Source organism: Streptomyces filipinensis (assembly GCF_014649495.1).
In the GTDB taxonomy this organism is placed as follows: Bacteria; Actinomycetota; Actinomycetes; order Streptomycetales; family Streptomycetaceae; genus Streptomyces; species Streptomyces filipinensis.
Map to the genome: position 1 here is coordinate 283,198 of NZ_BMTD01000012.1, position 25,895 is coordinate 309,092.

A 25,895-nucleotide genomic window follows, 5' to 3' on the forward strand; every position below is an offset into this window, starting at 1 on the left:
TTTCTGTCGGAGGGAGGGCGTCAGCCCTTGGTGCCGCCCGCGCTGATCCCGGCGACGATGTGCCGCTGGAAGACGAGGAACAGCGCGACCACCGGGATGCTGGCGATGACCATCGCGGCGATGAGCACGGTGAGCTGGATGTTCTGCGAGAGCTGGACGAGGGCCACGCTGATCGGCTGCTTGTCGGTGTCGGAGAAGACCATCAGGGGCCAGAGGAAGTCCTGCCAGGCGGCGACGAGGGCGAAGACCGAGACCACACCCAGCACCGGTCGCGACATCGGCAGCACCACCGACCAGAGCGTGCGCAGCGTTCCGGCGCCGTCCATCTCGGCGGCCTCCAGCACCTCGCGCGGCAGCTGGTCGAAGAACCGCTTGAGCAGGTAGAGGTTGAAGGCGTTGGCGGCGGCCGGAAGCCAGATGGCCAGCGGGTCGTTGAGCAGACCCAGGTCCGCCACGGTCAGGTACTTCGGTACGACGAGCGCCTGGGCCGGGACCATCAGGGTGGCGAGGACACCGCCGAGGATCACCTTCCCGAAGACCGGCCGGAGCCGGGACAGGGCGTAGCCGGCGGCCGTGCACAGGACCAGCTGGCACGCCCAGGCGCCGGCCGCCTGGACGACCGTGTTCCACAGGTGCCGAGGGAGCTGCATCAGGTCCCAGGCGTCGGTGTAGCCACTGAGGTGCCAGTGTTGCGGGACGAGCGTGGGCGGGGTCCCCGCGATCTCGTCCGGGGACTTCATCGCGCCGGTCACCATCCAGTACACGGGGAACAGGAAGGCCAGGGCGAAGAGCAGCACGACGGTGGTGAAGACGGTCCAGTACAGGGCCTTGCCGCGCGGTCGGCCCAGGGTCGCCGGGGAGATCAGGGTGCGCGTGCTCACAGGTCCCCCTCGTGGGAGCGGGTCAGCCGCAGGTACACGGCGGAGAAGGCACCGAGCAGCACGAGCAGCATGACGCTGAGGGCGCAGGCGCCGCCGAAGTCGTCGTAGAGGAAGGCGTACTTGTAGATGAGGTAGAGCACGCTCACCGTGGCGCTCTCCGGGCCGCCGCCGGTGATGACGAACGGTTCGGTGAACACCTGCATGGTGGCGATGATCTGCAGGAGCATCAGCATCAGGATGACGAAGCGGGTCTGCGGGACCGTGATGTGCCGGACGCGCTGGAGCAGGTTCGCGCCGTCCAGTTCGGCGGCCTCGTACAGCTCGCCCGGGATGGACTGCAGGGCGGCGAGGTAGACGAGGACGGTGCCGCCCATGTTGGCCCACGTGGCCACGATCACCAGCGAGACGAGGGCCGTGTCGGTGCCGTTGGACCAGTGCGAGGTCGGCAGGTGCAGCAGGCGCAGCACCTCGTTGGCGAGGCCGGCTCCGGGGTCGTAGAACCACTTCCACAGCAGGGCGCTGACCACCGGCGGGATCATGACCGGCAGGTAGACCACGACCCGGAAGAACGCCTTGGCGTGCCGCAGTTCGTTGAGGACGAGGGCGAGGAGGAAGGGGATCGCGAAGCCGATGAGCAGGGCCAGCAGGGTGAAGGTGAGGGTGTTGCGCCAGGCGGCGGAGAACTCGGGGTCGTGCAGGACGCGGCTGAAGTTGGCGGTGCCGGCCCACTCGGGCTTCGAGCCGGGGGTGTACTCCTGGAAGGCGATGACGACCGCGCGGATCGCCGGGTACCAGGAGAACAGGGCGAAGCAGACGAGGCCGCCGAGGAGGAAGGCGTAGGCGCGGGCCTGGTCGGCGAGGCGGCGGCGCCTGGGGCTCCCGGCCCGGAGCGGCGCCGCGACGGGAGGGACGGCGGTCTCCGGCTCGGGCCGCCGCTCGGCCGTCTTCGTCATCGCGGTCAGCTCCGGGCCAGAATGCCGTCGATCTTTCCGGACGCGTCCCTCAGCAGCTGGTCGATGTCGGCGTCCTTGTCGGTGAGGACGGCGGAGACGGTGCCGTCGAGGACGGAGTAGATCTGCTGGGCGTCCGGTGGCTCGATCCGCATCCGGAGCCGCTGGTTGCCGTCGAGGAAGGCCTGGTAGTTCTCCACCGGGACGTTGGCGTACGCCTTCTTGGCCTGCTGGTCCCTGGCGTCGGCGGCGCCGGTGAACAGGCGTGGCTCGGGCAGGCCGACGGGGGCGGCGTTCTTCTTGGCGCGGGCGTAGTCGCCGAGGAAGCCCTTGCCCGGGGTGAGGAACATGTGGTCCAGCCACTTCAGGCCGGCCCGGATCTGGGCGGGTGTGTCGTGCTTGTCGAACATGTAGCCGTCGCCGCCGATGAGCGTGCCCTTGCCGCCGGGCATGGGGCCGATGGCGATGTCGTCGTAGTGCGCGCCCTTCTCCTTGACCAGGACCGGGATGTTGTCGGGCGCGGCGAGATACATGCCGAGCCGGCCCGAACCCATCATCTGCTGGACGTCGTTGATGACGAGGAGCTGCTTGCTGCCCATGCTGTCGTCGGTCCACCGCATGTCGTGCAGGTTCCGCAGGACGGCACGGCCCTCGGGGGTGTCGATGGCGGCCTTCTTGCCGTCGGGGGTGACGACGTCGCCGCCCTGGGAGTACAGCTCGGCGGTGAAGTGCCAGCCGCCCTGGTTCTGGGCGCTGTAGTCGGCGTAGCCGACGGTGCCCCCGCCGAGTGCGGCGATCCTCCTGGCGTCGGCGCGGACCTCGTCCCAGGTGGTCGGCGGCTTGTCGGGGTCGAGGCCGGCCTTCCGGAAGAGCGTGCGGTTGTAGATCAGCCCCATGCTGTATCCGGTACGCGGTATGCCGTAGACCTTTCCGTCGGCGGTGTAGATGTCGCGCAGTTGCTTCTGGAGGGTGGCGTAGGACCTCAGGTCCTTCAGGTACGGCGTGAGATCGGCCGCCTGGTGGATGTCCACGACGTGCTCGGCGTCGGTGAAGTACGTGTAGAAGACGTCCTCCATCTGTCCGCCGGCGAGCTTGGCGTCGAAGGTCCTGGGGTCCTGGCAGGGGAAGGCGTCGTGCGCGACGACGTCGATGTCCGGGTTCCGCCTCTCGAAGGAGGCGATGTCCTCCTCGAAGAACGCCCGGTCGACCCTGGCGCTCTTCGGCGGCTCGCAGTTGACGGTGATGCGGGTCTTCCCGCTCGCCGAACCGTCGTCGCCCGGCCCGCAGGCGCCGGCGGCGAGGGCGAGCGAGGAACAGACGCCGATCGCGACGGCGGCACGACGGAACCCGGTGCTTCTCATCGGTGGACCCCCAGATGGCACTCGTGGCAGGAGTGGTGGGCGCCGCACACTCAAGCACCGCCGACATCGTCACGCAAGATGTCGCGCAGAATTTGAAATTATTGGACAGGCAGGTGGATCTCCTCGATCTCAGTCGCGCGGGGCTTGCGCGGTGGAGCCGCGCACCACCAGCTCAGGCTCGAACAGAAGCTCCTCGGCGGGGACGGCGGTGCCGCCGATCTGCGCGTTCAGCAGCTCGACGGCCGCGCGGCCCATGGCCTCGATGGGCTGGCGGACGGTGGTGAGCGGGGGCTCGGTGCAGTTCATGAGGGCCGAGTCGTCGTAGCCGACGACGGAGATCCGGCCCGGCACGTCGTAGCCCTTGCGGCGCGCGGCTCTGACCGCGCCGAGCGCCAGGGGGTCGCTGGCGCAGATGATGCCGGTGACACCGCGGTCGATCAGCCGGGAGGCGGCGGCGTGCCCGCCCTCGATGGAGAAGATCGCCCGGGCCACGAACTCCTCCGGCAGATCGCCGGCGACCGCCCGCGCGGCGGCCAGCTTGCGTGCCGAGGGCACGTGGTCGCCGGGGCCGAGGACCAGCCCGATGCGCTCGTGGCCCAGGGAGGCCAGATGCCGCCACGCCTGCTCGACGGCCACCGCGTCGTCGCAGGAGACGCCGGGGAAGCCGAGGTGGTCGATGGCCGCGTTGACCAGCACGACGGGGATGTTGCGGCCGGCGAGCAGCCGGTAGTGGTCGTGCGGGGCGTCGGCCTGCGCGTACAGGCCGCCCGCGAAGACCACGCCGGAGACCTGCTGCTGCAGCAGGAGCGCGACGTAGTCCGCCTCCGAGACGCCGCCCTTGGTCTGGGTGCACAGCACCGGGGTGAGTCCGAGCTGGGCGAGCGCACCGCCGATGACCTCGGCGAACGCCGGGAAGATGGGGTTCTGCAGCTCCGGCAGGACCAGGCCGACGAGCCGGGCGCGTTCACCCCGCAGCTGGGTGGGGCGCTCGTAGCCGAGGACGTCGAGGGCCGTCAGTACGGCCTGCCGGGTGCCCTCGGAGACCCCGGGCTTGCCGTTGAGCACCCGGCTGACGGTCGCTTCGCTGACGCCGACCTTCTTCGCCACTTCCGCAAGTCGTCGTGTCATGCGCGCAAGCGTAGCGCAAGTCATGCAAGCCGCTTGCGTAAGGAGTGGGGTGGAGCGCCGCACGGCTCGGGCTGCCCGCGGGCCGGCGGGTGCGCGTCGTGCGGGGGTCGACCGGCGGTGGCCCGCGCCCCTGCCGGGACGCTCCGGACGGGCCGTGGAACACCCCCCGGCCCGGCGCCGCCGGCGACCTGAACGCCGGCGGTGCCGGGTCAGTCCTCGGGGGTGCGGACGACCGTGAGGTGCCCCGCGGGGCCACGCGGCCTGCGCGGGCGGCGCACGGGGGCGGCGGGCCGGCGGCTCTCGCGCAGGACCATCGTCAGCCGCCGGTAGCCGAGCTCGCGCAGGACCCCGGGCGTCTCCTCGACGATGCGGCACTCGGCGGGGCCGCGGCGCGGGTCGGGGTGCCGCAGCAGCCGCACGGCACCGTCGAGCCGGGTGGCCGCCTCCCCGACGGCCCGGATCCAGTGCGGCAGGCCCTGCCGGTAGGCGGCCTCCATGAGGGGGTCCTGGGCGATGTCCCGGCGGACGGCCTGGAGTTCGTGGTCGTGACCGTACGTCTCCAGGGCGGACCGGAGATGGGCCAGCATCGGCAGGCACCAGCCCTGCTCGTGCTCGCCGAGGACGTCGCCCGCGTCCGGGTGGAACAGGACGAACCGCAGGAAGTTGTCCCCCGGCATGGCCGTCGCATGCCGGCGCACGCCGCGGAAAAGTGTCTCGAACGCGCCGTTGGCCATCACCACGTCCCAGCGGTGGTCGACCACCAGGGACGGGCAGCCGACGGCCTCCAGCAGTACGGCGTAGTCCTGGAGGTACGCCTGGGTCTCGCAGGTCTCGGGGACGGGCCGCGGTGCCGGCCGCCGCCCTCCTGCCTGATGTGCCATCGGGAGGTCACCCCTCTTGCCTCTGCCGCCTTCACGCGGCCCTGCGATCCTGCGGCCCCCGGCAAGACCGTGTCAACTATCGTGGCATTCGGTGCCCGTTGACGGCTGAAATTCGCCACAGTTGTGGCGACACCTGGATGTGAGTTCGAGGCACCCGCTACTCTCCGGGAAGTTCACGGCGATCGCTCGTGAGAAACACGGACACATCTGAAGCCCTCGAGAGACGTAGGAGTTCTGTCGGTGACGGATGGCTACGAGGATCCGGGCGCCACGGCGACCGCCCAGCTGCCGGCCGTCGTCGCCCGCGTCACCGCGCTCGCCGACCGGCTCGGCGTGCCACAGGCCGAGGTCTTCGACGTCGGGCGGCTCTGCGTGGCCTGCGGCGTACCGGAGCCGGTGGTCAAGGCGCTGCTCAGCGGCCGGCCGGCCGGCGAACCGGACGTCCAGGCGCGCTTTCTGCAGCGCCTGGGCCTGCTGCGGCGCACCCGGCTGAAACCCAACGGCCGCAAGTACACCCAGCAGGAGATCGCCGACGGCGCGGGCATGTCCCGGCAGCAGGCCGGGGCGCTCATCAACGGCGACCGGCGCCCGACCATGGAGCACTGCGACGCGCTGCAGCGCTTCTTCCGGGTGCACGCCGGCTTCCTCACCGCGGAGGACCCCGAGGCGCTGGCGGGCGCGCTGCAGCGCACCGAGCAGGAACTGCTGCAGAAGCTCGCCGACCGGGAGCGGGCCGCCGCCGGGGCCGCACAGGATCCGTTGGAGCGGCTGCTGCAGGACCACGGGGTGCGCGGCATAGCCTGGCGGGCCGCGCAGCTGCCCACCGACCAGCACCGGGACAAGGTCGCGGAGTGGCTCGACATGCTCCTGGAGAGCGTCAAGCGGCCCGAGTCGTGAGCCGGGGGAGGACTGTGGGCATCGGCAGGGACATGCGCCGGCTGTGCAACGAACTGGTGGGCGGGCTGGGGCTGCCGGCGCCGGCACCGCCGGGGGAGCTGTACCGCGCGCTGTGCGAGGCGATGAGCCGGCGCCGCGGCCGGCCGGTGCACTTCCGCGCCGCGGCCTTCCCGCCGGGCACGGCGAGCGGGCTGTGGCTGGACCTGACCGACCGGGACCTCGTCGTCGTGGAGGAACGGACCGCGCCCGACCACCAGTTGGTGATCCTCGGCCACGAGCTGTGGCACATGCAGGCCGACCACCGCGGACACCACGTCGACGGTGTCCCGGTCGCCACGCGGCTGCTGTGCGACGACACCGACCGGGACGCGCTCCAGGCCACGGTGCAGCGGGTCGCGGCCCGGACCCGCTTCGACCTCGCCGAGGAGCGGGACGCCGAGACCTTCGGTCTGCTGCTGGCCCGCAAGTGCCGCACCTGGCTGCCCGGTTCCGCCCTGCGGGGTCCGGTGCAGCGGGACGACGTGGCCGGGCGCATCGAGGCGTCCCTCGGATATCCGGGCGCACAGGGCTGAGGCCCCGGGTGCCGCGGCGCCCTGCGGCACGGGCCGACCGCGCGTCGTCCTCGGCGTGGCCGGTTCTCGCCTGCGCTGAGCGGGCGAACCGGCGCGGGGCCGAGCGGCGTTGTCAGTGGTGGACGGCAAGCTGGAGGTGTGCGCCGTCCTGTGCGGTGCGCTGCGCCGCAGTGCGCATGACCGCGACGCCTACCCGGGGAGAGCCGACCGATGCCCACCGCCGTACTGACCGACCGTGAGCGCACCGCCGTACAGGCCTATCTGCGGCTGCTCCATACGGTGCGCGCCGCCTTCGACGGGCCACCCGACGAGAGCCGGCCCGTCGTGCTGCCGCCGGCCGTGCTGGCCGAGGCGGAACAGGCCCTGGCGCGCGCGGGCCTGACGGGCAACGAGGAGCGGTTCTTCCGCCTGCTGCGCAACTGGTGCCCGCCGGCCTGAGCGGGCCGCCGCACGGGGCCTGCGCGTGCGGCCGGCCCGGCCGGGGCTTCAGGGGTTCGGGACGACCACGGCGGTGGCGACCAGCCCGTCCCGCACGGCCCACCGGCCCTCGAAGACCCGCAGCCGGCGGTCGCCGACCCGGGGCCCGGGGACGAGGAGTTCGGCGCGCAGGGTGCCGTGCGGCTCGTCGCCGGGGACCGGGTGCAGGGTGATGTCGGCCTCGGAGAAGTCCAGCCAGGTGCGGGTGAGCGGGAACCACGCCTTGTAGACGGACTCCTTGGCGCTGAACAGGATCCGGTCCCAGTGCACGGAAGGCCGCTGCCCGGCGAGCCGGGCGAGCCGCTCGCTCTCCGCGGGCAGGAAGACGGAGCGGCCGACGCCCTCCGGGAGCGGGCCGTGCGGTTCCGCGTCGATGCCGAGGGAGACGAGATCGTCCGCGCGGGCCAGGGCGGCGGCGCAGAAGCCGTCGCAGTGGGTCATGCTGCCGATCAGGCCGGCCGGCCAGCGTGGCGCACCCCGCTCGCTGCTGAGCACGGCCTGGGCCGGCATACCCAGCTTCTCCATGGCCTGCCGGGCGCAGCCACGTACGGCGGCGAACTCACGGCGGCGCTTGTCGACCGCGCGTTCGACGAGCGCGGCCTCGCCGGGGTAGAGCGGGGCGTCCCACAGCGGGTCGTCACCGTGCGCCTCCACGGCCACGACCGACTCCGGGAGCAGCGCCTCGATCACCGGTTTCGACCTCCATCGGCAGGATGCGGCGCAGCCTTCCCGGTGGTTCCGGACGCTTGCGCCATTCGCGGGGATATCCTACGGACACCTCTTCGAAGCGGACTCCGTCGTGCCAGGTGGTGCGCGGGATGTGCAGATGCCCGTAGACCATGGTGGCGACCGGGAAACGGCGGTGCCAGTCGGCCGTCAGCTCGGTGCCGCACCACATGGCGAACTCGGGATACCACAGCACCTCGGTGGGATGCCGGTGCAGCGGATAGTGGTTGACCGGTACGACCGGCAGGTCCGCGGGCAGCGCGGCGAGCCTGCGCTCGGTCTCGGCGACCCGCGCCCGGCACCAGTCGTCCCGGGTCGGATAGGGGTCGGGGTGCAGCAGGTACTCGTCGTTGCAGACGATGCCGGTGCTGTGCGCGTAGGCCAGGCCCTCGGCCTTGGTGGCGCAGCCGGACGGCAGGAACGAGTAGTCGTACAGCAGGAACAGCGGGGCGACGGCGACCGGGCCGCCGGGGCCCCGCCACACCGGGTATGGGTCCTCGGGGGTGACGACGCCCAGGTCCCGGCACAGCTCGACCAGGTGTTCGTAGCGGGCGACGCCGCGCAGCGCGACGGGATCCTTCGGGTGGGTCCACAGCTCGTGGTTGCCGGGGGCCCACAGCACCTTGCGGAAACGGCCCGCCAGCTTCTCAAGGGCCCAGCGGATGTCGGCCACCGTGTCGGCGACGTCACCGGCCACGATCAGCCAGTCCTGGTCGCTCGCGGGCCGCATGTCCTCGACCAGGGCGCGGTTCTCCGGATAGGTGATGTGCAGGTCGCTGATGGCCAGCAGCTGTCCGGCCCCGGCCGCAGACTCCACCCCGCACCCCTTCCGATCATCCTCTGCCTGAACCACAAGAACACATTCCCGGACAGCGGACAAGTGGCACCTCGGCCGCCCGCTCGGGGCCAGGGCAGGGGGCCGGCACCGGCCTGGAAAGACCCCCGATCCGTAACATGCGCGTTGCACGCGCGGGCTCTTGAAAGCCGTATGATCGCCCCGACACCGGAACCCCAACCTCCCTTTTCGCAGGGGTTGTTCGGTGTCCCTTCCTCTCTCCTGCCCGGGCACGGGCCGCTGAGCCCTGCCCGAAAACCCTGAAAGGCGGCCTGCATGCTCTCTCGCGTACGCGTCTGGCTCAACCGCACGTACGCGGAGAACGTGTTCTTCATGGATCAGCTGCGCAGAAATCCCAGCGATCGCGCGGTGGAGATCCACGCCACGCACGGTGACCCCGACTCCCCGGTCCTGGCCGCCGCCGACACCGCCGACCTGGAGCCGGAGGGCCTGTCCCCGGCCGCGTACGTCGAGTACGCCCTCGACCAGTGCGTCCGGCGCGGCATCGACGTGTTCGTGCCCCGGCTGCACCAGGCGGCGATCGTGGCGCACCGCGCGGAGTTCGCGGCGGCCGGTACGGCGCTGCTGGCACCGACCCCCCAGGCGGTGGCCGTGTTCGAGGACAAGGCCACCGCGTACGAGGCGGTCCGCTCCGTGGGGGTCCCGGTACCGCCGTGGTGGCGGGTGCGCACGGCGGACGAACTCCTCGCGGCTGTCGAGGAGTTGGAGGCCGGCGGGCACCGGGCGTGCTTCAAGCCGGCCGCCGGTTCCGGCGGTGTCGGCTTCCGGGTGATCACCCGCGCCCCGTTCTCGCTGGCCCACCTCACGGGGTTCCCGAGCCCTTACGTCCAGCTGGACCTGGCCGTCGAGGCGCTGCGGCGGGCCGGGGAGCCGGTGGACTGGCTGGTGATGCCGCGCCTGGAGCAGCCCGAGGTGTCCGTGGACTGCCTGACCGGACCGGACAACCGGCTGCGGCTCGCGGTGGGCCGCACCAAGAACGGCCGGCGGCGGGGCTTCACACTGGACGAACGGTGGCTGGAACCGGCCCGGCTGGTCGTGGAGGGCTTCGGGGTGCACCACCTGTCCAACGTCCAGTTCCGCATGCTCGGCGACCGGCCGGTGCTGCTGGACGTCAACACGAGGCCCTCCGGGGGGTTGCACCAGCTGTCCCTGTGCGGGGTGAACGCGCCCTGGGCCGCCGTGCGGTTGGCGCTGGGCGAGGACCCGGGGGTTCTCGAACCGCCTTTCCTGGGCCAGGACTACACGGTGGTGTCGGGGCCGCGGCCGCTTCTGCCCGTGGCGCTCCCCCGGCAGAGGGAGGCGGAGATCACCCTTCCGGCGTTGCCCGTGCAGGCGGCTTCGCCGGTGGAGGCCCTGCCGCTCTAGCCGCACGCCGGCCGCGGGTGCCGCGTGGTCGCTCGCGCGCGATTCCCCGCGCCCCTTCCGGAGCGCGGGTGCTTGACAGTTCGATTGGTCCATACCAAATTCTTTGGCGCACCTCCGCACAGCCGTGCACTCCCGAACACCCCATCCCCACAGGGAGATCGCGTGCGCAATCCACTCGGACGTCCCAGACGTCGGCTCCTCGCCCTGCTCGGTTCCGTCGCCCTCGCGGTCGGCGGGGCCGTCGCCCTCCCCGGTACCGCTCAGGCGGCCAACCTCCTCACCAACCCCGGCTTCGAGTCCGGCGGCCTCTCCCCCTGGACCTGCACCGGCAACCTCGGCTCGGTCGTCTCCTCCCCCGTGCACGGCGGCTCCAAGGCGCTGCAGGGCGCGGTGACCGACAGCGACGACGCCCAGTGCGGTCAGACGGTCGCCGTCCAGCCGAACACGACGTACACCCTCAGCGGCTGGGTACGCGGCAGTTACGTGTACCTGGGCGTGACCGGCGGCGCCTCGACCTGGACGACGTCGCCGTCGGCGTACAGCCGGTTGAGCGTCTCCTTCACCACCGGTGCCGCGCAGACCAGCGCCACCCTCTACGTCCACGGCTGGTACGCCCAGGGCACGTACTGGGCCGACGACATCGGCCTGGACGGGCCGGGCGGCGGGGGCGGCGGGGACACACAGGCGCCGACCGCGCCGACGGGCCTCACCTCGACCGGCAAGACGTCCTCGAGCGTCTCGCTGTCGTGGCACGCCGCCACGGACAACGTGGGCGTGACCGGCTACGACATCTACAGCGGCGCCAACCAGGTGCTGACCGTCTCCGGCACGTCCGCCACGGTCGGCGGGCTGTCGCCCAGCACCTCGTACACCTTCACGGTGAAGGCGCACGACGCGGCCCAGAACGTCTCGGCCGCCTCCAACGCCGTCTCGGTGACCACGAACGCCGGCAGCGGCGGCGGCACCGGGTTCAAGCAGGCCGCGCCCTATCTGTACGAGGGCTGGGGCGATCCGCCGAGCCCGACGACGGTGATGAGCGCGACCGGGATCAAGTGGTTCACGATGGCGTTCGTGCTGGACTCCGGCGGCTGCACCCCGGCCTGGGACGGCAGCCGGCCGCTCACCGGCGGCGCCGACCAGAGCGCGGTCAACGCCGTCCGGTCCGCCGGCGGTGACATCGTCCCGTCCTTCGGCGGCTGGCAGGGCAGCAAACTCGGCGCCAACTGCTCCTCCGCGGCGGCGCTCGCCGGCGCCATCCAGAAGGTGATCGACGCCTACGGTCTCAAGGCCGTCGACATGGACATCGAGAACACGGACGAGTTCGAGAACGAGGCCGTGCAGGCGAAGATCCTCACCGCGCTGAAGACGGTCAAGGCCGACAACCCCGGCCTGAAGACCATCGTCACCTTCGGCACCTCCACCACCGGGCCGACGTACTACGGCAACCGGCTGATCGAGCAGGCGCAGTCGCTCGGCGCCGGCATCGACGTGTTCACGATCATGCCGTTCGACTTCGGCGGTGGCTCGGACATGTACGGCAACACGGTGAACGCGGCGGAGGGCCTGAAGAGCAAGCTGAAGTCGGTCTTCGGCTGGGACGACGCGACCGCCTACGCGCACATCGGCGTCTCGGGCATGAACGGCCTGTCGGACCAGCAGGAGACGACCACTCCGGCGATCTGGAGCCAGATCCGCGACTGGGCGAACTCCCACCACATCGCGCGGCTGGCCTTCTGGTCGGTCAACCGCGACCGGCCCTGCGCGGGCGGCGGCGTGGTGAGCAACTGCTCCGGCATCGGCCAGAACAACTGGCAGTTCACGTCGGTCACGGCCGGGTTCACCGGCTGAACTCGCCCTCGGTGGCCCCCGGTTCTCGGAACCGGGGGACATTTTTCCCGCGGGGGTGTATCAGGACGCCGTCCTGGGTCTCTCCATGACAGCAACACCCACGGGGGAGCAACGGGGGAACGGGGGAGCAACGGGGGAACGGGGGCCCGGGGGAACGGGCCGGTCGGTCGCGGTCACGGGGAGCGACCGGCCGGCCCGCCGGGTCAGCAACGCCACCGGCGCAGACGCAGGGTCACGAACGCGACCGGCGCAGACGCAGGGTCAGGATCTGGAAGGGCCGCAGTGCGAGCGGGACCGAGCCGTCGGGGCCGGTCTCCACGTCGGCCAGCGGTCGCTCCAGCAGGGCGGACGGACGCTGCGGCACCACTCACTTCAGGTACGCCAGACCGGGATGGACCTCGGTGTAGCCCTCGACCAGCCTGCGCGCCACGTTGACCGAGTCGACCAGCGGGTGCAGTGCGAAGGCCTTCACGGCCGTCTGCCGGGAGCCGGATTCGGCGGCGGCCAGCACCTCCCGTTCGACGGCCTTGACCGAGCAGACCAGCCCGGTCGCGTGCCCCGGCAGCGGGGCGGCGGCGACCGGGTGGGCGCCGTTGGCGTCGACCAGGCAGGGGACCTCGATGACGGCATCGGCGTCGAGCACCGGCAGGGTGCTCCGGTTGCGCACGTTCAGGATCAGCGTCGTGCGCTCGTCCCGGGCGATCGCCCGCATCAACGCCAGCGCCACCTTCTCGTAGCCCCCGGACAGGTCCTCGGCCTCGCGTTCCCCCGCGCCGGCGCTCTCCCGGTTCTCGGCCATGTAGGTCGCCTCCCGCTCGGCGCGGGTGCGGTTCCACACGTCCAGCGCCGGGCGGTCCGTGCGCAGGGCCTCCGCGTAGAAACGGGCCTGCTGGTCGCGCAGGAAGGCACCCCGGGTCTGCTCGGCTCGCTGGTAGGCGCGTACGGCGTCCCGGTTGAAGTAGTAGTAGTGCAGGTACTCGTTGGGGATCGCGCCGAGCGACTGCAGCCAGTCGGCACCGAACAGCCTTCCCTCCTCGAAGGAGCGGAGCAGCGCGGGGTCGGCGAGCAGGCGCGGGAGTTCGTCGCGTCCGGCGACGCGCAGGCCGCGCACCCAGCCGAGGTGGTTGAGGCCGACGTAGTCGATGTAGGCCTCCTTCGGGTCGGCGCCGAGGGCGCGGGCGATACGGCGGCCGAGGCCGACGGGTGAGTCGCAGATGCCGATGACGCGGTCGCCGAGGTGCCGGGACATGGCCTCGGTGACCAGGCCGGCCGGATTGGTGAAGTTGATGACCCAGGCGTCCGGCGCGAGGCGGGCCACACGCCGGGCGATGTCGACGGCGACGGGCACGGTGCGCAGGCCGTAGGCGATGCCGCCCGCGCCGACGGTCTCCTGGCCGAGCACGCCCTCGGCGAGCGCCACCCGCTCGTCGTCCGCCCGGCCCGCCAGCCCGCCGACGCGGATCGCGGAGAAGACGAAGCCGGCGCCCGTGAGCGCCTGGTCGAGGTCGGTGGTGGCGGTCACCCGGGGGGCGTCGGGGACACCGGTGGCCTGCTCACGCAGTACACGGGTCACCGCATACAGTCGACGGTCGTCCAGGTCGTGCAGGACGACCTCGGTGACCCGCCCTTCCCCGCGGTCGGCCAGCAGGGCACCGTACACGAGCGGCACCCGGAATCCGCCGCCGCCCAGAATCGTCAGCTTCACGTCTGCTCCCTTCCCGGAACTCCCGCCACGGCCACCTCGGCGCCGGCTTCCCCGGGGGCGGACGGCGTGACCGGGTCCGGCGGAGCGTCGGTCACCAGGGTGCTCGTCCGTTCGTCCGCCGGGCACCTGGGGGAACGTGGCATGCCGTCACCGTAGTGGTGTCGCGGCCGGGGCGGGCCCGCGGAGCCGTACCCGGGGCACGCACACCTCGGTCCCGCGCGTCGCCCACGGCTGGTCCCGGGCGACGGTCACCCGCAGCGCCAGCCAGGTCTCGCCGCCGTCGCGTGGCACCGCGAAGGGCAGCGGTACGGCGGCCGTCTCGCCCGGCCGCAGATCGGGCAACCGGGCGGGGCCGGTCAGCGTACGGCCGTCGGCGAGGGTCAGCTCCCAGGTGCCGGTCAGCCAGCCCAGGCCCCGAAGGTGCTGGTGGTTGGCGACGACGACGCCCTCGTGCCGGTAGCACCGGATGCGCACCGGCGGTGCGCTCGCCCGGTGCTCGTACAGCGTGCCCGGAGCCGGAGGCGGCTCGGGCCGGACCACCCCGGCCGGGACGACCGGGCCGTCGGGCACCGCCCCGCCGAAGTCGCCCTCGTACGCCCCGTGCCGGCAGGGCCCGGCGAGACCGTCGCCGTGGAGTCCGGCGCCCGCGCGTCCGGCCGGTCTTCCCTCGCTCACGCGCTGCAGGATTCCCTGCCCCCGGAACTCCCGGATGAAGCCGCCCTGAAGGCTTGGCGTGGACTCGATGGCCGCCCCGTGGTGCATGCCGGAGGGCACCGGGTTCCCGGGATCAGGGCGCGGGTGCCCGTCCGCTGCCGTCGCGGACCACCCCGTCCCGCCCGCCGCCCATCGCCCACGGCCGGAGCCGGCCCCCGCGCCCGCTGCAGCGCCCCGGTCCTGGGACCGGTGGTGCCGGAAGGCGGCCTTCCCGGCGTTCGCCGGAGATCCGTTCATCGGCCGTCCCCGGTCGTGGGGTGACCGTACGGGGTCAGGACAGGACGGTACGGGCGGGCTCCGCCGGGCTCAGCCCGGGAAGGGCCCCTGTGGATACGCCGTGCCCGTCGGCCCCGCCGGTGCCCTGCGGCGGGCCGACCGCGCGAGGAGGACACCGACGACCAGGAGACCCAGCCCCAGACCGGCGGCGACCAGGCCCGTCATCCACAGCCCCTGCTCCAGCGGGGCGTGCTTGGTCTTCGCGGTGCCGTCCGGCGTCGCGAGGTGCTCCTTGCCCTGGTAGCTCACCGGCGCCGTCCTGTCCTTGGGGGGCGAGGCGGCGGCCTTGACCGCCGCGGCGGCGTCGATCCGTCCGTAGCCGAGCAGGGCGCTGCCACCGCTCGCGGGACGATGTGCGGTGGCGATCAGGATGTCGTTCACCTGCGCCGGGGTCAGTTCCCGGTTCTTCCCGTACAGGAGCGCCACCACGCCGGCGGCCAGCGCGCATGCCGGTGAGGTGCCGTTGACCGTCCGGTAGCCGCCGGTGTTCCTCGCGCTGACGATGCCGACACCGGGCGCGGCGATGTCGTTGTAGGTGTGCACGGTGGAGAAGTCGGCGCGCGCGCCGCTCCGTTGGGTGGCGGCCACCGCGATCACGCCCGGGTAGCCGGCCGGGTAGGAGTTGTCGTTGCCCTTGTCGCCCGAGTTGCCGGCCGACGCGAGCAGGGTCACGCCCTTGCGGACGGCGTACGCGACGGCCTCGGTCTCCTCCTCGTCGTAGGTGCTGAAGCCGTCCGCGCTGCCGAAGGACATGGAGATCACGTCGGCGCCGTGGTCGGCCGCGTAGCGGATCCCCTGGGCGGCCGGGCTCCTGCCCCCCTTGCGCAGCTCTTCCAGGTCCTTCTCGTCGATGTGCTCGTCGTCCTTGTCCGAGGTGACGCGCACGGACAGGATCCTGGCCCCGGGGGCCACCTTGAGGACGTCCGAGGCCATGGAGGTGCCGTGCCGGCCCCAGTCCGGGTTCCCGGGCCGCAGCCCGTCCCGGCGGTAGTCGGGGCCGGTCGTCACCCTGCCCTTCAGGGCCGGGTGGTCGGCCGCCACACCGCTGTCGAGGACCGCGACCGTGACTCCTCGGCCCTGGCTCTGCCGCTGCGCCGCGGACAGGCCGAGCGCGCGCCCTTCCCAGCCGACCGGCGTGGCCGCGTGCGCGGGGGCGGCGGCCAGGGTGGACAGCAGTCCGGTGAGGGCGACCGCGGTGCAGGTGGCGCGTATCTTGTTGAGCTTCACTGCGGGTCTCACCTTGCCAGGTTCAGGATGTGGGTGTGGAACGTCTCGCTGAGGGCCTTGGCGGCGTCCATCCAGGGCTGCCTGTCCGCGTCGTTCCCCTCGAAGTTCCTGGGCAGGGTGGACGAGGCGCGGCCGTCGACGGCGCCTGTGGTGACGGCGACGGCGTAGGGGAAGTCGTCTCCCAGGCCGGTGCCGCCCATGCCGTTGCGCCGGCTCTCCTGCCACTTCGCCGCGAGCGTCCCCGGGACCCGCAGCGGAACCACCGCGGCGTCGGGGATGTCCTCCGACTGCTGGCCGTCGAGGTACTCGCCCATCTGCTGTGCGGCGGTGCCGCCCTTCGGCAGCACGATGACGGCGACGGTGGCGACCGTCTCCCCGCTGAGGTCGACGTACGTGGCGCGCAGGACGGCCTTGCAGCCGAGCCGCCGGGCCGTCTTGCCGGTCTCTCCGCTCAGGCCCGCGGCGCACGAGGTGTCCTCGGAGACACCCATCCGGTTCCACTGCGCGGCCTTCTTGTCGGAGGCCTGGTAGGTGGAGTCGGGCGGTTGGCCGATGGTCGCCGGGAAGAGGTGGTCGACGGTCTCGTCGCGCCACAGCACCGGTCCGTAGGCACCCGAATTGGGCACCGACTGGCGGCTGTTGCTGTACGCGTGGGCCGCCAGCGCCCCGCCGCCGAGCAGGCCGAGCAGCCCGGACACGCCGAGCAGGACGCCCAGGACCTTCCGGGCGCCGCCTCCCGCGCCCGAGGGGGGTGCCGGCGGGGCGGGCACGGCGGTCGGCGCCGGGGGGTAGGCGCCGTACGGGGCGGGCGCGGGGGCCTGAGGCGGGGAGTAGGCGCCGTACGGAGAGGGCGCGGGGTGGGCCAAAGGGGCTGCCGGGACGGCCGGGGGTGCCGTCGGCATGGGCGGCGGCACGGGGGCCGGGCTCTGCCACTGCGGTTGCGGCTGCCAACCGCTCTGCGGGGGCGGCTGCCCGTACGGATGGCCGCTTCCCGGCGGCGGGGGGTAAGACATGGGGTTTCCCTCTCACAGGTCAATCTGCGAGGGAGCACGACAACCGGTCCGGATCATGTGACAGAGCCCACACCTCAGGTGTCCTGCACACCGGATGCGGCGAGGCACAACTTCAGCCACTCGCGCACCTCTTCGGCGCCCCCGCGAATCTCCCGACAGCTTATGACCTTCGCAGACGCAAGGCGTGATCCGCTCGTGGAGTTCAGATAACGATCTCATCGGACATGCCTGGTCAGGCGGGTCCGTCCGCCGGCGTGGCCGGACCGGCGACGGGAGTCTTCACGGGGTGAACTCACGGACACCCAGCGGACTTTCCTTGTTTCAAGCCTTGACGGTCATAGGGGCGGGGAGGACATTGGCGGCATCGTGAGAGCGCTCTCAGAACCTGTTCTTCCCCGACACCCCACACCCGGAAGGCCTCCCCATGAGCGATACCTCCGGCATGACCAGACCCCGCCCGCTGCGGCGCGCGCTCGTCGCCGTCGTCGCCACACTCGGCCTGGCCGCGGCCGTCGCCACGGCCGCCACCGCCCCCGCGAACGCCACCGCCCCCGCCCCGCCCTCGGACTGGAACCAGGTCTTCCTCGACGACTTCGACGGCGCGGCCGGCTCCGCCGTGGACACCGCCGACTGGCAGTACGACACCGGGACCTCGTACCCGGGCGGGGCCGCGAACTGGGGCACCGGCGAGGTCGAGACGATGACCTCGAACACGAACAACGTGGCACTGGACGGCAACGGCAACCTGCTGATCACTCCGCGCCGCGACGCCTCCGGCAACTGGACCTCCGGCCGGATCGAGACCACGCGCACCGACTTCCAGCCCCCGGCCGGCGGGAAGCTGCGCGTGCAGGCACGGATCCGGATGCCCGACGTGACCGGTGACGCGGCGGCGGGCTACTGGCCCGCGTTCTGGATGCTGGGCGCGCCCTACCGGGGCAACTACCAGAACTGGCCGAGCGTCGGCGAGCTGGACGTCATGGAGAACGTCCAGGGTCTGAACAAGACGTGGGCCACCCTGCACTGCGGCACCAACCCCGGCGGCCCGTGCAACGAGACGACGGGCCTCGGCAACTCGACCGCGTGTCCGGGCACCACCTGCCAGTCGGGCTTCCACACGTACACCATGGAGTGGGACCGCTCGGTGAGCCCGGAGGCCATCCGCTTCTCCGTCGACGGCATGACCTACCAGACGGTGACGGCGAACCAGATGGACGCGACGACCTGGGCCGACGCCACGAACCACGGCTTCTTCGTCATCCTGGACGTGGCGATGGGCGGCGGCTTCCCGGGGGCGTTCGGCGGCGGCCCGACCAGTGCCACGGAGCCCGGCCACCCGATGGCCGTCGACTATGTGCAGGTCCTTCGGTCCTCGGGCGGCGGGGGCGGCACCACTCCCCCGCCGTCCGGCGGCCGCGACGCCTACGGCGCCATCCAGGCCGAGTCCTGCGACAGCCAGTCCGGCATCACCTCCGAGAACACCGCCGACACCGGTGGCGGCCAGGACATCGGCTACGTCGCGAACGGCGACTGGGCGCTGTACAAGGGCGTCGGCTTCGGCTCCACACCCGCCACCCAGTTCTACGCGCGGGTGGCGAGCGGGGCCGCGTCCGGGGTGAGCGGGCTGGTGGAGGTGCGGCTGGACAGCCGGAGCAATCCACCCATCGGCAGCTTCGCCGTCGGCAACACCGGGGGCTGGCAGTCGTGGCGGACGGTACCGGCCAACATCAGCTCGGTCACCGGCACCCACGACGTCTACCTCACGTTCACCAGCGGTCAGCCGGCCGACTTCGTGAACGTGAACTGGTTCGACTTCGGCCACTGACCGGGCACCGGGCCCTGGCCGGCGGCTTCCTGACGGCTCAGCGCAGCTCCGCCCGGAAGGCCACCGGTGTCTGCCCGGTGTGCAGATGGAAGAACTTGGTGAAGTTCGCCGCGTCGGGGAAGCCCACGGCCGCCCCGACGCGGCCGATCGGCATGTCGGTGTGGGCGAGGAGGCGTTTGGCCTCCAGGACGACGCGTTTGTCGATGAACCCCTTGGGGGTCTCGCCGGTGGCGGCGCGGACGGCGCGGACGAGGGTGCGGCGGGAGTAGCCGAGGGCGTCGGCGTAGGCGCTGACGCTGTGGTTGGTGGCGAAGCCGTGCTCGACGGCGTCCCGGAAGAGGGTGAAGGTGCTGTCCGTCTGCTGCCGTGAGGCCTGCGCCGAGCTGGCCGCGAGGTGCGCGAGGCGCAGCAGGCACGCGGTGAGGCCGTGCCGGAGGACGGCGGTGTGCAGGCTGAGCGGGAGCGTGGCGGTGTCCTCGTACTCGCGGCGCAGCTGGTCGAGGGCGGCGTGGAGTGCCGTGAGCTGGGCGGGGGCGGGGTGCAGCAGGGGCGGGAGGTCGTAGCGGTACAGGCCGGTGGCCTCGACGGTGGCCCGCGGCAGAAAGCCGGGCTGCATGGTCAGGACGGTTCCGCGGTACACGGTCTCGCGGGAGAACCGGTGGACCTGTCCGGGGCGGATCCAGAGCAGGTCTCCGGCGCCGGCCTCGTACTCGGCGAAGTCGATCATGTGCCGTACGGGGCCGCCGGTGAACAGCATGACGACGTGGAAGTCGATGCGGTGGACGCGGTGCAGGGGGGCGTCGGCGTGCCAGGTGTGGTCGGTGCCCATGGGACCGATCTGCATGCCGACGCCGCCGACGGCCAGTTCGGTCGGGAAGGGGAAGGTTCTGATGCCGTCGCCGTCGGCCTGAGGGGTTCCGCCTGCCATGTCCTTTTCGTGCCGTCCCTGTCGTGCGGTCGCTGTCCCAGATTCACCACAGGCTGACACACCCCGACCTTTCTTCGAAAAAGTCAGACTTTTAAGTTTGAACGCGTCAGGCCAGCCATCCCGCACCGAACGAGGACTTCTTGAAGATGACCACGCAGACTTCCGATGGCTTCGAGTGGACCGACCTCGACCGCCGTGCCGTGGACACCGCCCGTCTGCTGGCGGCCGACGCGGTGCAGAAGGTGGGCAACGGCCACCCGGGCACCGCGATGAGCCTGGCCCCTGCCGCGTACACGATCTTTCAGAAGGTGATGCGTCACGATCCCGCCGATCCCGAGTGGACCGGCCGGGACCGTTTCGTCCTCTCCCCCGGCCACACCTCGCTGACCCTGTACACGCAGCTGTTCCTGTCGGGCTACGAGCTGGAGCTGGACGATCTGAAGGCGTTCCGGACCCATGGGTCGCGGACGCCGGGACACCCCGAGTACGGGCACACCGCCGGCGTCGAGACCACCACCGGCCCGCTCGGCCAGGGTGTCGCCAACGCGGTCGGCATGGCGATGGCGGCCCGCTACGAGCGCGGTCTGTTCGACCCGGACGCGCCACGGGGCGAGTCCCCCTTCGACCACACCGTCTGGGCGATCGTCTCCGACGGCGACCTGGAGGAGGGTGTCTCCGCCGAGGCCTCCTCGCTGGCCGGCCACCAGAAGCTCGGCAACCTGGTCTTCCTCTACGACGACAACCACATCTCCATCGAGGGCGACACCGCCACCGCCTTCTCGGAGGACGTGCTGAAGCGGTACGAGGCCTACGGCTGGCACACCCGGCGCGTCGAGCCCACCGCCGACGGCGACGTCGACGTGCCCGCCCTGTACGCGGCGCTCAAGTCCGCGCGGGCCGAGACCGAGCGGCCCTCGATCATCGCGATGCGCACGATCATCGCCTGGCCCGCCCCGAACGCACAGAACACCGAGGCCTCCCACGGCTCCGCGCTCGGCGCGGACGAGATCGCCGCCACCAAGCGCGTCCTCGGTTTCGACCCGGAGCAGAGCTTCCAGGTCGAGGACGCGGTGCTCAAGCACACCCGCCGGGCCCTGGACCGGGGTGCCGAGGCGCACGCGGCCTGGGACAAGCGGATCACCGAGTGGCGGGCCGCCCAGCCGGAGCGGGCCGGCCTGTTCGACCGCGTCAGCAAGGGCGAGCTGCCCGAGGGCTGGCGGGACGCGCTGCCGGTGTTCGAGGAGGGCCGGTCCGTCGCCACCCGTGCCGCCTCCGGCAAGGTGCTGCAGGCGCTCGGCCCGGTGCTGCCCGAGCTGTGGGGCGGCTCCGCCGACCTGGCCGGTTCGAACAACACGACCATCGACAAGGACAGCTCCTTCCTGCCGCAGGGCAACCCGCTGCCCGAGGCCGACCCGTACGGCCGTACCGTGCACTTCGGGATCCGCGAGTTCTCCATGGCCGCGGAGATGAACGGCATCGCCCTGCACGGCAACACCCGGATCTACGGCGGCACCTTCCTGGTCTTCTCCGACTACATGCGCAACGCCGTGCGGATGTCGGCGCTGATGCAGCTGCCGGTGACGTACGTGTGGACGCACGACTCCATCGGCCTCGGCGAGGACGGCCCGACCCACCAGCCCGTCGAACACCTGGCCTCGCTGCGCGCGATCCCGGGCCTGAACGTCGTCCGCCCGGCCGACGCCAACGAGACCGCGGTGGCCTGGGCCGAGATCCTGAAGAGGCACGCCACGAACCCCGCCCCGCACGGGCTCGCGCTCACCCGCCAGGGCGTGCCGGTGTACGCGCCGAACGAGGACGCGGCCAAGGGCGGGTACGTGCTGCGCGAGTCCTCGACGGCGGTTCCGGAGGTGGTCATCATCGCGACGGGCTCCGAGGTGCAGCTCGCCGTGGCCGCGCGCGAGCTGCTGGAGGCCGAGGGCACCGGGACCCGGGTGGTGTCGATGCCGTCCGTGGAGTGGTTCGAGGAGCAGCCGCGCGCGTACCGCGAGCGGGTGCTGCCCCCGGCCGTGAAGGCCCGGGTCGCCGTGGAGGCCGGGATCGGTCTGACCTGGTACCGGTACGTGGGCGATGCGGGCCGCATCGTCTCCCTCGAACACTTCGGCGCCTCAGCGGACGCCGGCACCCTGTTCGCCGAGTTCGGCTTCACCCCTGAGAACGTCGCCGCGGCGGCCCGCGCGTCGCTCGCCGACGCGCGCGCCTGACACCGGCGCCCGACACCTTCCCGAAAGAAAGATGATCACTGTGACCGAAGCAATCGCGACCCCGGGAGCCCTCAAGCGTCTCGCCGACGAGGGCGTGTCGATCTGGCTCGACGACCTGTCGCGCAAGCGGATCACGTCGGGCGGCCTCGCCGAGCTGGTGGCGAGCGGCGCCGCCGTCGGTGTCACCACCAACCCGTCGATCTTCCAGGCCGCCATCGGCTCCGGCGAGGGCTACGAGGAGCAGCTCGGCGACCTCGCCGTACGGGGTGTCACGGTGGACGAGGCGGTGCGGATGATGACGACGGCCGACGTGCGCGACGCCGCCGACATCCTGCGGGAGGTGTACGACACCTCCGGTGGCCGGGACGGCCGGGTCTCCATCGAGGTCGACCCGCGCCTGGCCCACCGCACCGAGGCCACCGTCGCCGAGGCCAAGCAGCTGGCCTGGCTGGTCGACCGGCCCAACGTGATGATCAAGATCCCGGCGACCGAGGCGGGCCTGCCGGCGATCACCGAGGTCATCGGGCTCGGTATCAGCGTCAACGTCACGCTGATCTTCTCCCTGGAGCGCTACCGCGAGGTCATGGCCGCCTACCTGGCCGGTCTGGAGAAGGCCCGCGAGCGTGGCATCGACCTGTCCACCATCCACTCGGTGGCGTCCTTCTTCGTCTCCCGTGTGGACTCCGAGATCGACAAGCGGCTGACCGCCCTCGGCACCGACGGGGCCCTCGCCCTCAAGGGCCGCGCGGCGCTCGCCAACGCCCGGCTCGCCTACGCGGCCTACGAGGAGGTCTTCGCCTCCGCGCGCTGGCTGGCGCTGGCCGGGGACAGGGCGAACAAGCAGCGCCCGCTGTGGGCCTCCACGGGTGTGAAGGACCCCGCCTACAAGGACACCCTGTACGTGGACGAGCTGGTCGCCCCGGGCACCGTCAACACCATGCCGGAGGCCACCCTGAACGCCGTCGCCGACCACGGCGAGATCACCGGCGACACGGTGACCGGCGGCTACGCCCAGGCGCACGCCGACCTGGCGGGCATCGAGCGGCTCGGCATCTCCTACGACGAGGTCGTCCAGCAGCTGGAGGACGAGGGCGTCGCCAAGTTCGAGGCCGCCTGGCAGGAGCTGCTGGACGCCGTAGCGACGTCCCTGAAGAGCAAGGGAGTTGACGCCCGATGACCGAGAACGCACCCGCCGCAGCGGCACCCGCACCCGAGCCGGTGCGGGTCCCGGTGGCCCCGGCCGCCGACTGGGTGAACCCGCTGCGGGACGCCCGTGACCGCCGGCTCCCCCGGATCGCCGGCCCGTCCGGGCTGGTCATCTTCGGTGTGACCGGTGACCTGTCCCGCAAGAAGCTGATGCCGGCCGTGTACGACCTGGCCAACCGGGGGCTGCTGCCGCCGGGCTTCTCCCTCGTCGGCTTCGCCCGCCGGGACTGGGAGGACCAGGACTTCGCGCAGGTCGTGCACGACGCGGTCCGCGAGCACTCCCGGACCCCGTTCCGCGAGGAGGTGTGGCAGCAGCTCGCCGAGGGCATGCGGTTCATCCCCGGCGACTTCGACGACGACACCGCCTTCAAGCAGCTCAAGGACGCCGTGGAGGAGCTGGACGCCTCCCGCGGCACCGGCGGCAACTTCGCCTTCTACCTCTCGGTCCCGCCGAAGTTCTTCCCGAAGGTCGTCCAGCAGCTGAAGAAGGTCGGCCTGGCCAGCCCGCCCCAGGGCTCGTGGCGGCGCGCGGTCATCGAGAAGCCGTTCGGGCACGACCTGGCCAGCGCGCGGGAGCTGAACTCCCTCGTGCACGAGGTGTTCGAGCCGGACCAGGTGTTCCGCATCGACCACTACCTCGGCAAGGAGACCGTCCAGAACATCCTGGCGCTGCGCTTCGCCAACCAGATGTACGAGCCGATCTGGAACCGGTCGTACGTCGACCACATCCAGATCACCATGGCCGAGGACATCGGCATCGGCGGCCGGGCCGGCTACTACGACGGCATCGGCGCCGCCCGTGACGTCATCCAGAACCACCTGCTCCAGCTGATGGCCCTCACGGCCATGGAGGAGCCGATCGCCTTCGACGCGGAGGCGCTGCTCACCGAGAAGCTGAAGGTGCTGAAGTCGGTGCGGCTGCCGGAGGACCTCGGCGCGCACACGGTGCGCGCACAGTACGCGGGCGGCTGGCAGGGCGGCGAGAAGGTCGTCGGCTACCTCCAGGAGGAGGGCATCGACCCCAAGTCGAAGACCGACACCTTCGCCGCGATCAAGCTGGGCATCGACAACCGCCGCTGGGCGGGCGTCCCGTTCTATCTGCGCACCGGCAAGCGGCTGGGCCGCCGGGTCACCGAGATCGCGGTGGTCTTCAAGCGGGCCCCGCACTCCCCGTTCGACTCCACCGCGACGGAGGAGCTGGGCCAGAACGCCATCGTCTTCCGGGTCCAGCCGGACGAGGGCATGACCGTGCGGTTCGGCTCGAAGGTGCCGGGCACCTCGATGGAGATCCGGGACGTGTCGATGGACTTCGCGTACGGCGAGTCGTTCACCGAGTCCAGCCCGGAGGCGTACGAGCGGCTCATCCTGGACGTGCTGCTCGGCGACGCGAATCTGTTCCCCCGTCACCAGGAAGTGGAAGAGTCCTGGAAGATCCTCGACCCGATCGAGGAGTACTGGGCGGCGCACGGCCGGCCGGCGCAGTACGCGTCGGGCAGCTGGGGACCGAGTGAAGCGGACGAGATGCTCGCACGAGACGGACGGAGCTGGCGCAGGCCATGAAGATCGACCTGACCGACACCACGGCAAGCAAGATCAACAAGGCGCTGGTGCAGGGCCGCCGCGCCATCGGCACCCCGGCCGTGGGCATGGTCCTGACGATGGTCATCGTCACGGACGAGGAGAACGCCTACGACTCGATCAAGGCCGCCGAGGAGGCCTCGCACGAGCACCCCTCGCGGACCCTGGTCGTCATCAAGCGGCACGCCCGCACCCTGCGCGACCGCACCCACTCCCGGCTGGACGCCGAGGTCCGGGTCGGCTCCGAGGCCGGCACCGGTGAGACGGTCGTGCTGCGTACCTACGGCGAGGTGTCCGACCACGCCGACTCGGTCGTGCTGCCGCTGCTGCTGCCGGACGCGCCGGTGGTCGTGTGGTGGCCGGTGGAGGCGCCCGACACCCCCTCCAAGGACCCGCTCGGCGCGCTGGCCCAGCGGCGGATCACCGACCTGTACGCGGTGGAGCGGCCGATGGAGGTGCTGCAGACCCGCGCACGCAACTACGCGCCCGGCGACACCGACCTCGCCTGGACCCGGCTCACGCTGTGGCGGTCCATGCTGGCCGCCGCCCTGGACCAGGCCCGGGTGAAGGTGACCTCGGCGGCCGTCGAGGCCGAGGCGGACAACCCGAGCGCCGAACTGCTGGCCCGCTGGCTGGAGGCCCGCCTGAACGTCTCCGTCGACCGCGTGGTCACCGGGGGCCCGGTCGTCACCGCCGTACGCCTCGGCACCGCGAACGGCGAGATCGTCATCGACCGCCCCGAGGGCCCCCTCGCGAGCCTGACCCTGCCGGGCCAGCCGCCGCGCACCCTGGCCCTGAAGGTCCGCCCCACCTCCGAACTCATCGCCGAGGAGCTGCGCCGCCTCGACGCCGACGAGATGTACGCCATCGCCCTCAAGGGCGAGGCCGCCAAGGAGAACGCCTGAGATGGCAGAGTCCCAGTCCTTTGGGCTTCCCAAGCTCACCAACCGGCCCGAGTGGACGGCCCTGGCCGACCACCGTGCCGAGACCCAGCCGCACCTGCGCGAGCTGTTCGCGGCGGACCCCGGCCGCGCCGAGCGCTATGTCGTGCGGGTCGGTGACCTGTACATCGACTACAGCAAGCACCTGATCACCGACGAGACCCTGGCCCTGCTCCAGGAACTCGCCACCGCCACCGGCGTGTCCGCGCTGCGCGACGCCATGTTCCGCGGCGAGAGGATCAACGTCACCGAGCGGCGGGCCGTGCTGCACACCGCGCTGCGTGCCGCGCGGGACGCGGTGGTCGAGGTCGACGGCGA

Annotated in this window: 23 protein-coding genes and 1 pseudogene; 11 read left to right on the forward strand and 13 right to left on the reverse strand. The window is 71.9% G+C overall.

Annotated features, from left to right (window positions below):
* Window positions 1-20 precede the first annotated feature (20 nt).
* The 5 genes from IE244_RS26385 to IE244_RS26405 all read right to left on the reverse strand — a co-directional run bounded on the left by IE244_RS26385 (window position 21) and on the right by IE244_RS26405 (window position 5,201).
* Window positions 21-881 carry a carbohydrate ABC transporter permease gene (locus IE244_RS26385; protein WP_191876060.1) on the reverse strand — a complete coding sequence of 287 codons (861 nt, stop codon included), beginning with the start codon at window positions 879-881 and terminating at the stop codon, window positions 21-23.
* Complete coding sequence (locus tag IE244_RS26390) at window positions 878-1,834, reverse strand: carbohydrate ABC transporter permease (protein WP_191876061.1); 957 nt, start codon at window positions 1,832-1,834, stop codon at window positions 878-880. Before IE244_RS26390 ends, IE244_RS26385 begins: the two co-directional genes overlap by 4 nt.
* Before the next feature lie 5 nt (window positions 1,835-1,839).
* The gene (locus IE244_RS26395) at window positions 1,840-3,192 is read right to left on the reverse strand and encodes an ABC transporter substrate-binding protein (protein WP_191876062.1); all 1,353 of its coding nucleotides are present in this window, start codon (window positions 3,190-3,192) and stop codon (window positions 1,840-1,842) included.
* A 129-nt stretch (window positions 3,193-3,321) separates the two neighbouring features.
* On the reverse strand, window positions 3,322-4,320 hold the full coding sequence (locus IE244_RS26400) for a LacI family DNA-binding transcriptional regulator (RefSeq protein ID WP_191876063.1): 999 nt from the start codon (window positions 4,318-4,320) through the stop codon (window positions 3,322-3,324).
* Window positions 4,321-4,529: 209 nt separating this feature from the next.
* Window positions 4,530-5,201 (reverse strand): MmyB family transcriptional regulator, encoded by a 672-nt coding sequence (locus IE244_RS26405; RefSeq protein ID WP_191876064.1) that lies wholly within the window; start codon window positions 5,199-5,201, stop codon window positions 4,530-4,532.
* 240 nt (window positions 5,202-5,441) lie between these two features.
* On the opposite strand from IE244_RS26405, the gene IE244_RS26410 reads away from it, so the two are divergent.
* From IE244_RS26410 to IE244_RS26420, 3 genes are all read left to right on the forward strand, one after another.
* The gene (locus IE244_RS26410; protein ID WP_191876065.1) at window positions 5,442-6,098 is read left to right on the forward strand and encodes a helix-turn-helix domain-containing protein; all 657 of its coding nucleotides are present in this window, start codon (window positions 5,442-5,444) and stop codon (window positions 6,096-6,098) included.
* A 32-nt stretch (window positions 6,099-6,130) separates the two neighbouring features.
* On the forward strand, window positions 6,131-6,670 hold the full coding sequence (locus IE244_RS26415; RefSeq protein ID WP_191876091.1) for a toxin-antitoxin system, toxin component: 540 nt from the start codon (window positions 6,131-6,133) through the stop codon (window positions 6,668-6,670).
* Window positions 6,671-6,880: 210 nt separating this feature from the next.
* Window positions 6,881-7,108 carry a hypothetical protein gene (locus IE244_RS26420; protein WP_191876066.1) on the forward strand — a complete coding sequence of 76 codons (228 nt, stop codon included), beginning with the start codon at window positions 6,881-6,883 and terminating at the stop codon, window positions 7,106-7,108.
* A gap of 48 nt (window positions 7,109-7,156) precedes the next feature.
* Here the strand turns inward: IE244_RS26420 and IE244_RS26425 are convergent, their stop codons facing one another.
* Complete coding sequence (locus IE244_RS26425) at window positions 7,157-7,837, reverse strand: 4'-phosphopantetheinyl transferase family protein (protein ID WP_191876067.1); 681 nt, start codon at window positions 7,835-7,837, stop codon at window positions 7,157-7,159.
* Window positions 7,785-8,690 (reverse strand): metallophosphoesterase family protein, encoded by a 906-nt coding sequence (locus IE244_RS26430; protein WP_191876068.1) that lies wholly within the window; start codon window positions 8,688-8,690, stop codon window positions 7,785-7,787. Before IE244_RS26430 ends, IE244_RS26425 begins: the two co-directional genes overlap by 53 nt.
* 294 nt (window positions 8,691-8,984) lie before the next feature.
* Between IE244_RS26430 and IE244_RS26435 the strand changes: the two genes are divergently transcribed.
* Window positions 8,985-10,094 carry an ATP-grasp domain-containing protein gene (locus IE244_RS26435; protein WP_191876069.1) on the forward strand — a complete coding sequence of 370 codons (1,110 nt, stop codon included), beginning with the start codon at window positions 8,985-8,987 and terminating at the stop codon, window positions 10,092-10,094.
* 162 nt (window positions 10,095-10,256) lie between these two features.
* A complete protein-coding gene (locus IE244_RS26440; RefSeq protein WP_191876070.1) occupies window positions 10,257-11,942 on the forward strand; it encodes a carbohydrate binding domain-containing protein in 1,686 nt (561 codons plus the stop codon).
* Between the two features lie 232 nt (window positions 11,943-12,174).
* Here the strand turns inward: IE244_RS26440 and IE244_RS42870 are convergent, their stop codons facing one another.
* From IE244_RS42870 to IE244_RS26460, 5 genes and pseudogenes are all read right to left on the reverse strand, one after another.
* The gene (locus IE244_RS42870; protein WP_268252915.1) at window positions 12,175-12,306 is read right to left on the reverse strand and encodes a hypothetical protein; all 132 of its coding nucleotides are present in this window, start codon (window positions 12,304-12,306) and stop codon (window positions 12,175-12,177) included.
* Window positions 12,307-12,309: 3 nt separating this feature from the next.
* Window positions 12,310-13,647: a 6-phospho-beta-glucosidase gene (locus tag IE244_RS26445; protein ID WP_191876071.1), complete on the reverse strand. Its 1,338-nt coding sequence runs from the start codon at window positions 13,645-13,647 to the stop codon at window positions 12,310-12,312.
* A gap of 168 nt (window positions 13,648-13,815) precedes the next feature.
* Window positions 13,816-14,430, reverse strand: a pseudogene (locus tag IE244_RS26450) (DUF4981 domain-containing protein); the annotation flags it as partial.
* A 237-nt stretch (window positions 14,431-14,667) separates the two neighbouring features.
* Window positions 14,668-15,876, reverse strand: a complete 1,209-nt coding sequence (locus IE244_RS26455; RefSeq protein WP_229854331.1) for a S8 family peptidase — start codon at window positions 15,874-15,876, stop codon at window positions 14,668-14,670.
* Window positions 15,873-16,877 carry a hypothetical protein gene (locus tag IE244_RS26460; RefSeq protein ID WP_191876073.1) on the reverse strand — a complete coding sequence of 335 codons (1,005 nt, stop codon included), beginning with the start codon at window positions 16,875-16,877 and terminating at the stop codon, window positions 15,873-15,875. The genes IE244_RS26455 and IE244_RS26460 overlap by 4 nt, the downstream gene beginning before the upstream one ends.
* Before the next feature lie 424 nt (window positions 16,878-17,301).
* Here IE244_RS26460 and IE244_RS26465 point away from each other — a divergent pair, with 424 nt between their 5' ends.
* Window positions 17,302-18,702, forward strand: coding sequence for a glycoside hydrolase family 16 protein (locus tag IE244_RS26465; protein WP_191876074.1), 1,401 nt, complete (start codon window positions 17,302-17,304; stop codon window positions 18,700-18,702).
* Between the two features lie 37 nt (window positions 18,703-18,739).
* Here IE244_RS26465 and IE244_RS26470 read toward each other — a convergent pair whose 3' ends face one another.
* Window positions 18,740-19,630 carry a helix-turn-helix domain-containing protein gene (locus IE244_RS26470; protein ID WP_191876075.1) on the reverse strand — a complete coding sequence of 297 codons (891 nt, stop codon included), beginning with the start codon at window positions 19,628-19,630 and terminating at the stop codon, window positions 18,740-18,742.
* 146 nt (window positions 19,631-19,776) lie between these two features.
* Between IE244_RS26470 and tkt the strand changes: the two genes are divergently transcribed.
* The 5 genes from tkt to IE244_RS26495 all read left to right on the forward strand — a co-directional run.
* Window positions 19,777-21,852: a transketolase gene (gene tkt / locus IE244_RS26475; RefSeq protein ID WP_191876076.1), complete on the forward strand. Its 2,076-nt coding sequence runs from the start codon at window positions 19,777-19,779 to the stop codon at window positions 21,850-21,852.
* Window positions 21,853-21,883: 31 nt separating this feature from the next.
* Window positions 21,884-23,029: a transaldolase gene (gene tal / locus IE244_RS26480; protein WP_191876077.1), complete on the forward strand. Its 1,146-nt coding sequence runs from the start codon at window positions 21,884-21,886 to the stop codon at window positions 23,027-23,029.
* Window positions 23,026-24,618, forward strand: a complete 1,593-nt coding sequence (gene zwf / locus IE244_RS26485; protein WP_191876078.1) for a glucose-6-phosphate dehydrogenase — start codon at window positions 23,026-23,028, stop codon at window positions 24,616-24,618. Before tal ends, zwf begins: the two co-directional genes overlap by 4 nt.
* Window positions 24,615-25,541, forward strand: a complete 927-nt coding sequence (gene opcA, locus IE244_RS26490; RefSeq protein ID WP_191876079.1) for a glucose-6-phosphate dehydrogenase assembly protein OpcA — start codon at window positions 24,615-24,617, stop codon at window positions 25,539-25,541. Before zwf ends, opcA begins: the two co-directional genes overlap by 4 nt.
* Window position 25,542: 1 nt before the next feature.
* Window positions 25,543-25,895: phosphoglucose isomerase-related protein (locus IE244_RS26495; protein WP_506005173.1), on the forward strand; the 353-nt coding region annotated here is incomplete at its 3' end.